Origin of the sequence: Blautia sp. HCN-20427 (assembly GCF_037890365.1) — a bacterium.
In the GTDB taxonomy this organism is placed as follows: domain Bacteria; phylum Bacillota; class Clostridia; order Lachnospirales; family Lachnospiraceae; genus Blautia.
In genome coordinates this window covers 1-11,928 of sequence record NZ_JBBKBX010000043.1, presented here as the reverse complement: position 1 = coordinate 11,928, position 11,928 = coordinate 1, and the positions used below count along the sequence as shown (strand labels likewise).

General features: G+C 32.2%; 10 protein-coding genes and 1 pseudogene. All 11 read left to right on the top strand.

Features of this window, described 5'->3' with window-relative positions; genetic code table 11:
• Positions 1–66: 66 nt before the first annotated feature.
• Positions 67–456 (top strand): annotated as a pseudogene (locus tag WKT17_RS15885) (sugar transferase); the annotation flags it as partial.
• Between the two features lie 29 nt (positions 457–485).
• Positions 486–1,724 carry a beta 1-4 rhamnosyltransferase Cps2T gene (cps2T, locus tag WKT17_RS15880; protein WP_340273642.1) on the top strand — a complete coding sequence of 413 codons (1,239 nt, stop codon included), beginning with the start codon at positions 486–488 and terminating at the stop codon, positions 1,722–1,724.
• Positions 1,725–2,948, top strand: coding sequence for a glycosyltransferase (locus WKT17_RS15875; RefSeq protein ID WP_291683776.1), 1,224 nt, complete (start codon positions 1,725–1,727; stop codon positions 2,946–2,948). It begins immediately after the preceding gene.
• A gap of 79 nt (positions 2,949–3,027) precedes the next feature.
• Positions 3,028–4,131 (top strand): glycosyltransferase family 4 protein, encoded by a 1,104-nt coding sequence (locus WKT17_RS15870; protein ID WP_330026681.1) that lies wholly within the window; start codon positions 3,028–3,030, stop codon positions 4,129–4,131.
• Complete coding sequence (locus tag WKT17_RS15865; RefSeq protein ID WP_291683706.1) at positions 4,121–5,419, top strand: hypothetical protein; 1,299 nt, start codon at positions 4,121–4,123, stop codon at positions 5,417–5,419. The genes WKT17_RS15870 and WKT17_RS15865 overlap by 11 nt, the downstream gene beginning before the upstream one ends.
• A 25-nt stretch (positions 5,420–5,444) precedes the next feature.
• Entirely contained in the window at positions 5,445–6,554 is a 1,110-nt protein-coding gene (locus WKT17_RS15860; protein ID WP_291683705.1) for a polysialyltransferase family glycosyltransferase, read from the top strand.
• Between the two features lie 32 nt (positions 6,555–6,586).
• Positions 6,587–7,579: a glycosyltransferase family 2 protein gene (locus WKT17_RS15855; protein ID WP_291683704.1), complete on the top strand. Its 993-nt coding sequence runs from the start codon at positions 6,587–6,589 to the stop codon at positions 7,577–7,579.
• Positions 7,580–7,618: 39 nt separating this feature from the next.
• On the top strand, positions 7,619–8,449 hold the full coding sequence (locus WKT17_RS15850; RefSeq protein WP_291683703.1) for a polysaccharide pyruvyl transferase family protein: 831 nt from the start codon (positions 7,619–7,621) through the stop codon (positions 8,447–8,449).
• A 66-nt stretch (positions 8,450–8,515) separates the two neighbouring features.
• Positions 8,516–9,376, top strand: a complete 861-nt coding sequence (locus tag WKT17_RS15845; protein ID WP_291683702.1) for a glycosyltransferase family 2 protein — start codon at positions 8,516–8,518, stop codon at positions 9,374–9,376.
• Between the two features lie 31 nt (positions 9,377–9,407).
• Positions 9,408–10,970 (top strand): lipopolysaccharide biosynthesis protein, encoded by a 1,563-nt coding sequence (locus tag WKT17_RS15840; protein ID WP_340273634.1) that lies wholly within the window; start codon positions 9,408–9,410, stop codon positions 10,968–10,970.
• 253 nt (positions 10,971–11,223) lie between these two features.
• Positions 11,224–11,739, top strand: coding sequence for a CMP-N-acetylneuraminic acid synthetase (locus tag WKT17_RS15835; RefSeq protein WP_291683700.1), 516 nt, complete (start codon positions 11,224–11,226; stop codon positions 11,737–11,739).
• Positions 11,740–11,928: the final 189 nt, after the last annotated feature.

Below are 11,928 nucleotides of genomic sequence, written 5' to 3'. Positions count from 1 at the left end.
GGTGCTCTGAAAGACCCGTTTTAATCTGACGGAAAAGACAGCGTTTAATTTACCGAATAACAGAAAGGCTTTATGTTTAAGATGGATGCAGACCCCAGAATCATTGGCAGCGGACCGGATGGAACAAAGCACGGTCTGGGGTGGTTTATCCGTAAGACCTCCATTGATGAATTTCCACAGTTCTGGAATATTTTAAAAGGTGATATGAGTCTGGTAGGAACCAGACCGCCGACTGTAGACGAATGGGAGCAGTATGAACCGCACCACAGAGGAAGAATGGCAATGAAACCGGGACTTACTGGTATGTGGCAGGTGAGTGGCAGAAGTGATATCACAGACTTTGAGGAAGTTGTAAAGTTGGATATGGATTATATTCAGAAGTGGAATATAGGGATGGATATTAAGATTCTTTTGAAGACCGTAATGGTGGTGTTTAAAGGGTCTGGTTCGAAATAAGACATACGAGGGAGAATAGGAGTTTCGCTATGCAGTATAAAAAAGATGTTCAACACGTTTTTCTGGTGGGTGCAAAAAGTCTAGGAGCATATGGAGGATATGAAACGTTTATCTATAAACTGACAGAATACCATCAAAATAATAAAAATATTAAATATCATGTGGCCTGTAAAGCAAATGGTGATGGATGCATGGACGAAACAAAAGAACAGGGTGTTGTTAAAATTTCAGATAATGAATTTGAATTCCATAATGCCCATTGTTTTAAAATCCATGTGCCTCAGATTGGTGCAGCACAGGCAATTTATTATGATGTCGCAGCTTTAAATGCATGTTGCAAGTATATCAAAAACAATAGAATTGCAAATCCTATTGTTTATATTATGGCCTGCCGAATCGGGCCATTTGCAAGGTATTTTTATAAGAAAATTCACAATCTCGGTGGTAAGGTGTTCCTGAATCCAGACGGGCATGAATGGTTACGCGCAAAATGGTCGCCGATGATTCGTAAATATTGGAAGATTTCTGAACAAATGATGGTGAAATACAGTGACTTATCCATCTGCGACTCTGTTAATATTGAAAAGTATATTCATGAGAGCTATGACGGAAAAGGAATAAAGGGAAGAAGTCCAAAGACAACATTTATTGCTTATGGAGCAGACCTTACATTGAGTAAATTGACAGATAGTGATGAGAAACTTTTAAATTGGTATCAGGAAAAGGGGCTTGCTAAGAAAGACTATTATTTGGTAGTAGGAAGATTTGTGCCAGAGAATTCTTTTGAAATAATGATTCGAGAGTTCATGAAATCTAATTCAAAACGGGACTTTGCAATTATTAAAAACGTAAATGAAAAATTCTTGAACGAATTAGAGCAGAAGTTGCAGTTTAAACAGGATAGACGTATAAAATTCGTTGGTACCGTTTATGACCAAGAATTGTTAAAAAAAATTCGAGAGAATGCGTATGCATATTTTCATGGACATACAGTTGGAGGGACAAATCCTTCTTTAATAGAGGCTCTTGGAAGCACAGACTTAAATCTTCTGGTAAATGTAGGATTTAATAAAGAGGTGGCTGAAGACAGTGCGTTGTATTGGAGCAGAGAGGAAGGGAATCTCGCAAATTTGATTAATAAAGCTGATAGTATGTCAGAGAATGAAATTAAGCAATTGGGGAAAAAAGCGAAAAAACGTGTTGCTGAAGAGTATACATGGGAAAGAATTTGTAAATTATATGAACAGTGTTTTTGCGAGGATAAATAGATGAAAATTTTAATGGTGAATAAATTTTTTTACATAAAAGGCGGAAGCGAGACATATTACTTTGCCTTGAAACATTTATTGGAAGCGCAGGGACATACTGTTATAGATTTTTCCATGCAGGATGAGAAAAATTTCTCCTCAAAATATAGTAAATATTTTGTTGAAAATGTAAATTATAATTCTGCGGGAGGCTTGCAAAAACAATTAAAAGCAGGATTCAATATTGTATATTCTAAGGAGGCAAAGAAAAAATTTGAGCAATTGGTAATTGCTACAAGGCCGGATATTATTCATTTACATATTTTTCAGCACCAGTTGTCACCTTCAATTTTAGATGTTATAAAAAAATATAATTTACCGACAGTGTATACCGCTCATGATTTGAAAATGTTGTGTTTAAATTATAAAATGATGCATCATGGACAAATTTGTGAAGAATGTAAAGGGCAAAAATATTACAGATGTGCAGTGAACAAGTGTGTGAAGGAATCTTTTGCAAAAAGTTGTATTAACGTAGCAGAAGGGTATATCCATAAGTGGCGGCATAGTTACGATGTAATAGATAAAATTATAACTCCAAGTGCTTTTTATAAAAAGAAATTCGAAGAATTTGGAATACCGGGTAAACGAGTTGTACATATTCCGAACTTTCTGGATACGGAAAAGCCAGAAATAAACAAAACGAATGATTGTGAAGAGTATTATTTGTACTTTGGACGTCTTTCAGAAGAAAAGGGAGTTCTAACTTTACTGAGAGCTTTTCAAGGAATAGATGCTAAGCTTTATATTGTGGGAACTGGACCGATAAAGAGTGATATTGAAGAATATATTTCAGCAGAGAGTATAACCAATATTAAAGTATTAGGGTTCATGTCTGGACAACCTTTAAAAGACATTGTTGGTAATGCAAAGGCAGTAATATTACCTTCTGAATGGTATGAAAATGGACCATATTCTGCAATCGAGGCTTTACAGATGGGAAGACCTATTATTGGAGCGAATATTGCAGGAATTCCAGAGTTAGTAGACGGAAATGGGTATTTGTTTAAAAGTGGAAGTCCAGAAGATTTAAAGGAACAAATAGAAAAGATGGAAGGATTAACAGAAGCAGAATATCAAAAGTTAAAAAGTAATTCCTATAAATTGTTTTTAAATAGCTATACAAAAGAAAATCATTATAAGAAGTTGGAGAAAATCTATTTAAGTGTTTTAAATAATCATTGAAACGCTATTCCATTGTTATAATATTTGTTTAAAAGTTTGAAAATGGATTTTATTTGTGAAGTATGAAAGGAATTGTCCTATGAATGTATTGCACTTATTAGCGTCAGGAGGAGTGGGAGGTATTGAAGTTTTATGCAAGGAATACGCACAATATTCGCAACATAAAAATGTGTTTGTTTTTCTTTTGGGTAAAACACGAACGATTTGCAAGGAGATGAAAAAGAATGGAGATATAGTATACGAAATAAATAACTCTAAATTAGATATACCTGGAACATTTAAAGCACTTTCTGGGTTGTGTGAGGCACATAAAATAGATGTTATTGTTGAGCATCATTCTTCTCCTATTTTGTACATGTATATCTGGGCTTTAAAGCTGAAGTATAAATCATTGCGTTCGGTAATGTATGCACATAGTAATGCAGCATTAATCTTGCGTCTAGAAGAAAAGGGGCTCTTTTTTAGAAAAATAGTATTATCTAAGGGGTTATATCAGGCAGACCGTATTGTTGCAATTTCCAATTCTGTGAAAGAAAGCTTAGTACATTATTTTAAGATAAAAGAGGATAAGATAAGAGTAATTTATAATGGAGTTAATACTGAAAAATTTAGTTCAGATATACAGAAAAGGAAGTCTTATTCAAAAATCATTTATGTAGGAAGACTAATAGAGAAAAAGGGAGTACAGCTAACTCTTGATGAACTAAGCAATCTTTCGCCGGAAACAAAATTTTATTTTATGATTGTTGGTGATGGTGATTACCGAGAGGAATTGGAAAAATATGTGAAACGAAAGCACTTAGAGGGAAAAGTTTCATTTTGGGGTACACGGAACGATGTAGCCGAACTTTTGAAAGAATCAGATATATTTATTCATATGCCATTATTGGAAGAGGGATTTGGTATTACGATAATTGAAGCAATGGCAGCTGGATTAATTTGTATTTGTAATGACCGTGGTGCAATTCCTGAAATTATTGACAATGGTGTTAATGGATTTATTTTAGACCACAATAAGACAGGCGCGCTATCAGAACTTTTAAACAGAATATTTTATGCCGAAAATCATAATAAATTAAATGAAATAGGAATGAATGCAGTCAATTCTGCAAAAAAGTATTCAATAGAAAACTTTTCACAAAGTCTAGACAAGTTAATTGAGAATTCTGTTTTTGAATTATGAGTTAGAGATAGCAGATATAGAAGTATTTATAGACTCTTGTGAAGAAGGGATGACGATGAAACTACATATAAATAAATATATGCTATTTATAGGAACAATAATTTTATTGAATTTAAAAGGGTTTACCCTAATTCCAAATTTGCCAGTAGATATTGCGGATATAACAATTGTTGTGGAAGCGATATTTTGGTTTTATGTATTTTTCACTTGCAAAAATAGAAATAAAAACAGATATGGATGGATGATTATATTTGTTGCTGTATTAGTTGCTAGTTCAGCGTTTATGGCAAAGCTAAGTTATGGGCAGCCATTATTTATGGGAATTAGGGCTCAGCGTGCTTGGTTAGTTTCTATGTTTATGTATTTTCCAATTAATCGTCTGGTTAAAAGTGGACGAATTACCATTAGGCAAATACTGGAAATGCTGGACACTATTAATTTCATATATATGTTTATCGTAATTATTCAGTTTATAGTGGGACCAGAACATTTATTTTTAAATGTCAGAAACAGCATTCGGTATGGAACATTAAGAATAGCTGTGGCACAGTCCTTTTTGTGCATATCCTATTTTTATAATCTAAAAAAGATATTAACTCAAAAAAAGTGTTTGAAAAGCATTTTATTTGTTGTCTGTACATTGTTTGTTATCATTTTTATTAATAAAGGAAGAACATCAACAATCATACTTGTAGTTCCAAGCTTATTAATGATTTTGTTATCAAAACTATCAAAAAAGAAACTTGCTATAGTAGGTATTTCAGTAGTAGTAGGAATTGCTTTTTTGAATTCTGCATATGGAGTTTCTTTGGTAGATTCAGTTATAGGAAAAACAGCTGTTGACCCTGGAACCTTAATTCGTGAGGTGGGTCGTGAATTTTATACAGAACAAGTGTTAAAATCACCGATAAATACTATTTTGGGATGTGGATATGCGAATATTGATTGGCCTGAAACTGTAACCGGAATAAGATATGAAGAAGGAATTACCTATGATGATAACGGGATATTTGGGTTAGTATTTTACTATGGTTTTATTATGTTGGCATGGATTCTAGTATTCATTATTTGGTTGATGCATGATTCCTATAAATATGGCAGAAAAATTTATATATTCATGCTGTTACGTTCATTCATAGGAATTATGACGCTATTTCCTGAATGCTATACAACTCATATTGGGTTTGTAATACTTTGTGTAATTATAGAATCAAGGGAAAATATAGAAGATAAAGTTATGCCCCGATTAAGGCAGAGAACATTCAATCAGGAAATAACTGAGAAATAAAAAAGGTTAAAATGAGGAGGGTATAATGAAATTTATACATAAGGACTTAAATAGACTAGCTGAAATGTTGGCAAAGTCAAATTATGATTTTTATGCCAGTGTGGTTACACCATGGCATTTAATTAATGTAGAAGCCTATATTGCAGAGATTGCCCAAAATAAAGAAGTAAATGGTGTGATTGTTCTGGGTAAACATCCGAAAAGTGGATATGTATTAAAAAAAGAAGACGTCGTGGAAATAAAGAATGCAAATATTGAAGTATTATATCAAGATGAGATAGATTTTGAGAAGAAGCAAAATAGTTCAAAAATTAAGAGAATTAAGCCAATTCACATAATTTCTCCTCTTGATTATCAATTTGAGTTGGGAAGAAGTATACAGAAAAAAGGTAGAAAGCAAGTATATCTTATTCGTACAGATGAAGGGCTAATGGAATATTACGATGACGATTTTAAAAAATTGACGAGACAGCGTGATGGACTTTCCACAAGGCCATTTATAAAAGAAGTTATGGATAAATTGATACTAAACAGTTCTATGAAAAACTGGGATAACTCACAAACTATAGATCGGTATATGATGAAAAAGGACGTCAATGGTGAGCTTAAGCCACAACAGAATGTTGTAATTTCCGTCAGAAATTATTTGCAGTATTGTGGCAAACCAATTCAATACGAAAAGGAAGCATATGCAATTTTCCTATCGTTTGTCTGGGAAGAAGATAAAATGTGGAATATGTCGGAGTACGAAAATATGTTGAAAATGCTCCAAAGAGTTCTTCAAGATAAAGGAATAAAATTGTATGTTAAAACACATCCGAGAGAAAAATTACTGGAAAAATACGATAAATGGGGCATTCCTATTTTTTCATCAGAAAAGTTGGCATTAGAAACATTGCTTACTAATTTAGAGGTTAAACCAGTAGCAATGTTTGGATTAGATTCCACTGCATTGATTAATGCTTCTATGCTTGGCGGATGTCCATCTGTTTCACTTAAAAAGATGGTTACTAAAGATTATACATCTGAGATAATGTGGGTTGGACTTGAAACATTTGAAAAGTATTTTAAAGGATATGTGAAGTTTGTAGATTCGGAACAAGAAATCTATGAGATTTTAGATACTGTTAAATAGAGAAATAGATGAACATGAATAGAGAGAGTTGTATGAACGATAAAAAAGTCAGTATAATTATTCCTGTTTATAATATTGAAAAATATTTATCAAAATGTGTGGATTCTTTAATTGCACAGGAGTATCCCAATTATGAAATCATTTTACTAGATGATGGCTCATCGGATAAAAGTGGTGAGATTATGGAGTTTTATGCATCAAAATATCCATATATACGTGCGTTGCATCATACGAATCATGGAGTATCATATACGCGTAATAGAGGAATCCGTGAGGTAAGTGGGGAATATATAGCGTTTATCGATGGGGATGATTGGGTGGATAAGCACTATTTGTCTCGGATGATAGAATATCTTGAAGAAAACAATTTAGATTTTGTGACCTGCAATTATTCTTTTTATGATGATAGGACGGGCAATAGTAATAAATGGATGATGTATGAGGAATCGAGTTGTGTTGATAAAATATGTGCAGCAGAGATGTTGTTAACCACATCTTGTGTTCCGTGGAATAAAATATATAAAAAATCCGTAATAAAGGATTGCAAGTTTCCAGAAGATATTGCAATAGGGGAAGATACCATATTCTTAATGGAGTTGTTGGGTAACTGTGATAGAATAGGCTTTTTGAATGAATCCTTGTTATTTTATCGCCAACGAGAAGGAAGCGCAATGCATAGTGGATTACAACCTAAGATTTGGGATAATGTAAAAAGCGGAAATATTGTTTATGATATTGTAATGTCATATAGCAGTTCATTAAGAGATGCAGCAGAATATCGTTTTTCTGAGAATATGGCGAATATATTATGGAAGATAATTTATAGCAAAAATATAAAAGAAATAGAGATAAAATATCATGAAGAGCTTAAATCTTTAAAGGAATCCATGCGTGGAAGATATAGATTTGGGAGCAAAAACAAATATATTTTATCTCGAAAACGTATGTATCTAAATATAGCATATATTTCCCCTTTTTTATTATTGAATATGTTTAGGATAGCAAATTTTATTAAGCGTAGATGAGAATATTTTGTAGATTGCAAATCAAGAGGTGACAGTAACGTGTTTGGAATTAAAAGTCGTTTATTAAGAAACAGTAAATCCTTTGGCGGTGAGAAATCTCCAAATAGAAAAATAATTTTAGAATACTGGAAAAGTAAAGTAAATATTGGAGATGCGTTGGCTCCGGTTATATATGAGTATATGCTGAAAAAAAATGGATTGTCTAAAGATGTGTCGATTCCCAAAAGGATTCATTTGATGACAGTCGGATCTTTAATTGGTTTAATGCCATTTGATGCTGTAATATGGGGGACAGGAATTCATCGTGTGAATATTACAAAAAACTTAATCAATAATTGCAAAAAGATATCATATGACATACGGGCAGTACGTGGTCCTGTTACAAAATTTGTAATGGACATTGCTGGGTATCAGTGTCCAGATGTATTTGGTGATCCGGCTGTTTTGATGAAGCTGATTTATCAACCTGAAAATGTAAAGAAGGAATATGATATTTCAGTAATCTATCATCTTTTTCATAAGAATTCCGAAAAGAAGGAGGGTATTCATTACATAGACACACAAACGGATGATTATAAATTTTTTATCAATGAAATTATTAAATCAAAGCTAATAATCTCTTCTTCATTACATGGTATTATTCTTGCTGAAACATATGGGATTCCAGCAATATTTTTGAGTGAAGGAATGGAAGAAGAGATAATTAAGTATTTTGATTGGTATTATTCAACTGGTCGATGCAATATTAAAATGGCATTATCATTAGAAGAAGCATTGAGTATGGAACCTATGGAAATTCCTGATTTGGAAGCAATGCGAAAGAGTTTAATAGATTCATTTCCAGCAGATTTATGGGATAAAACCATTTAAAAGCTATTTGGTAGTGATTACAAGGTGGTAGTAAAAACTATTGCGTGATTTAGGAGGAATAAACGTATGGCAATTACTTTAATAACTTTGAATTATAAGGATGTTGAAGGCTGCAAAAAAATATGTGAACAAGCACAGGGAATAGACATTATTGATAATATTATTATAGTAGACAACATGTCAAATGACGGGTCATATGAGAAACTTTGTGATTTAAAAAATAATAAAATTAGAGTTGTCCAGAGCAAAAAAAATGGTGGTTATTCGTATGGATATAATTATGGCTTGAAAATCGCAAAAGAATTGAGTACAGAATATGTTTTTATATGTAACAGTGATGTCCTGTTTGATAAAGTACTTATAAAAAAGTGTATAGAATTTTTACAAAAGAATGATAAATGCGGGGCGGTTTCGGCACGGCAATTTGGCATTTTAGGAGAAGAGTGTGTGAGTGCATGGAAATTTCCTAAATATATTGAAGATTTAAAATTTTGTTCTTGGATTTATAAAAAATATTTTTTTCAAAGCAATAATACTTATAAAATGATTGGAAAATATCAAAAAGTTGATGCTGTTTCGGGGTGTTTTACATGTTTTAGGATGAGTGCATTAATTGAAGCAGGTATGTATGATGAAAAAGTATTTTTATACAATGAAGAAAATATTATAAGTAAGCGGTTACAAAAAATAGGATTTGATACATATAGATTGAATGATTGCTCCTATATTCACAATCATAAAAGAAAGCGCGGAGTTCCAGATGCTAATTATAAAAAGATTTTACAAGTTGCAAGAAGCGGCTATTATTATCATACACAGTATAACAATATAAGTATGATTAAAAAATCTATATTTTGGATTTATATGCATATAGGTGTCTTTGAAACATATATGGTTAATCTAGTTAAGTTGGTGTTATGCAAGTGATAAACATACTGATAGTGGAGAGAAAATTAACATGAGAATAGAACGTACCAAGAATGCTGTTAGAAATATGATTTTTGGTTCTATACTAAAAGCATATCAAATACTTTTGCCCTTTATAATGCGTACGGCCATGATTTATTTTATGGGTGTACAGTATCTTGGATTGAATAGTTTATTTACATCTATACTACAGGTATTGAACCTTGCAGAATTAGGTGTTGGTAGTGCAATGGTTTTTAGTATGTATAAACCGATTGCAGAGGATGATTCAACCACGATATGTGCGTTGATGAAATTGTATAAGATATATTATCGTATTATAGGACTGATTATAGCAGTAGTGGGTGTTATATGTTTGCCATTTATACCATATTTGATAAAAAGCGATATTCCAAAAGGGATGAATATATATGTGCTATATTTGCTGAATTTATCAGCTACGGTACTTTCTTATTGGCTATTCGCATATAAGAATTCATTATTGCAAGCCCATCAAAGAGTAGACATTATGAGCAAAGTGACTTTCATAACAAATACAATTCAGTATTTGTTGCAGTTTTTTGTGCTCGTGATTATAAAAAATTATTATGCGTATTTGATTGTGTCACTGTTTATGCAAGCGGTAACTAATATTATTACAGCTGTTGTAGTTTCTAAGAAATATCCTAATTACAAGGCTGAAGGTAAATTATCAAAAGATTATATTATAAAAATTAATCAGCGTATTAGAGATTTATTTACTTCTAAGCTTGGTGCTGTGGTATTGAATTCTTCAGATTCTATAGTCATTTCAGCCTTTTTGGGTCTTACAACCTTAGCAATATATCAAAATTATTATTTTATCTTAACATCTATAATTGGATTTGTAACCATTATTTTTAATGCCTGTACTGCTGGAATAGGAAATAGTCTGATTGTGGAAACAAAGGAAAAAAATTATTATGATTTAAAGAAATTTACCTTTATTATTTCGTGGATTGCAGGATTTTGTTCGATTTGTTTCTTATGTTTATTCCAACCATTTATGGATATATGGGTTGGAAAATCTATGAAATTAGAATTTGGTGTTGTTATTTGTCTTTGTATATATTATTTTTTGTACGAAATTAATCAGCTTTTGAATACCTATAAAGATGCAGCAGGTATGTGGCATGAAGATCGTTGGAGGCCGTTGATTACTGCACTTGCAAATTTAGGAATGAATGTTATTCTGGTCAAACGCTGTGGTATATATGGAGTCATTTTATCAACAGTATTGTCGATGATATTAATTGGGACACCATGGCTGTTACATAATATTTTTACAGTGATTTTTGATAAAAATAAATTATTGGATTATTTAGGGCAGATATTTCGTTATGTGGTTGTAACACTGTTTGGGGCAATAATAACATATCTGATATGTCTCGTTATTGTAGGAAACAAGTGGTTTGTGATATTGGGACGTATGATTATATGCTGCATAGTTCCCAATGTTATTTATCTTTTTGTTTATCGAAAAAATGCAGAGTTTAAGGAGAGCATTATATTGTCAAACAAAATTACAAAAGGGAGAATATTGCCATTGGCAACCTGTTTGAAAAAATTAAAATAGGAATATTTAAGTGAATCTATAAGATTAATATATAAAAAACAAGGAGGATAATTCTATGAAAACAATTGCATTACTTACAGGGAGAGGAAATAATACACTGCAGGACAAAAATATTTTGGATGTTTTAGGTCATCCTGTTTTATACTATCCAGCACATGCAGCACGAAAATGATCCCTTATTGATGACTGGTATTGTAGCAGCGATGATGAGAAAATTTTAAGTGCAGCAGAAAAAGAAGGTTATAAAAGAATTGTGCGTCCGGTTGAATTGGCTTCACCATCAGCACAGCATATAGATTGTATTATGCATGCATTAAATGTTATAGAAGAAAATGATGAAAATCCAGATATTCTTGTTGTGTTGTTAGCTAATAATGTAACAATTAAAACAGAGTGGATAACAGATTGTGTTGAAATAATGAAGAAAGATAATTCTGTTACAGCAGTGGTTCCAGTATATGAAGATAATGATCATCATCCATTAAGAGCAAAAACTATAAATAACGATGGGACTTTGGAAATGTATGAAAAAAATTCTTCTGGAAAGGTGTCAACAAACAGACAAGATTTACCGTCCTGTTTATTTTTATCACATAACTTCTGGGTGCTGAGAGTAGACTATTTAAAATCTGGTAAAGAAGGACAACAGCCATGGGGATTCATGGGAGATAAAATCGTGCCATATGAAATTGATGAGTCTATAGATATACATAAAGATGTTGACTTATTAATTGCAAAGAATTGGATTGAGAATAACTATAATGATTAGTAGAGATATTTTGTTTTAGATATGGAGATACAATGAATTTTGCCAAGGGTGGAGGAGTAAGAGATATTTATGCACCCTTGGAATTGATTAATTGTAACGTAAACGCAAAATAGCAAGTACCTGTTCAAAATCATCCAATGTGAGATAATAGACTCATCACTACAAAGTCCAAATAGTTTAGTACTCAAC

Excerpts from the sequence above, each read along its gene's own strand:
- WKT17_RS15870 (WP_330026681.1), top strand. The coding sequence starts at position 3,028 with ATGAATGTATTGCACTTATTAGCGTCAGGAGGAGTGGGAGGTATTGAA.
- WKT17_RS15855 (WP_291683704.1), top strand. The coding sequence starts at position 6,587 with ATGAACGATAAAAAAGTCAGTATAATTATTCCTGTTTATAATATTGAA.
- WKT17_RS15845 (WP_291683702.1), top strand. The coding sequence starts at position 8,516 with ATGGCAATTACTTTAATAACTTTGAATTATAAGGATGTTGAAGGCTGC.
- WKT17_RS15840 (WP_340273634.1), top strand. The coding sequence starts at position 9,408 with ATGAGAATAGAACGTACCAAGAATGCTGTTAGAAATATGATTTTTGGT.
- cps2T (WP_340273642.1), top strand. The coding sequence starts at position 486 with ATGCAGTATAAAAAAGATGTTCAACACGTTTTTCTGGTGGGTGCAAAA.
- WKT17_RS15875 (WP_291683776.1), top strand. The coding sequence starts at position 1,725 with ATGAAAATTTTAATGGTGAATAAATTTTTTTACATAAAAGGCGGAAGC.
- WKT17_RS15860 (WP_291683705.1), top strand. The coding sequence starts at position 5,445 with ATGAAATTTATACATAAGGACTTAAATAGACTAGCTGAAATGTTGGCA.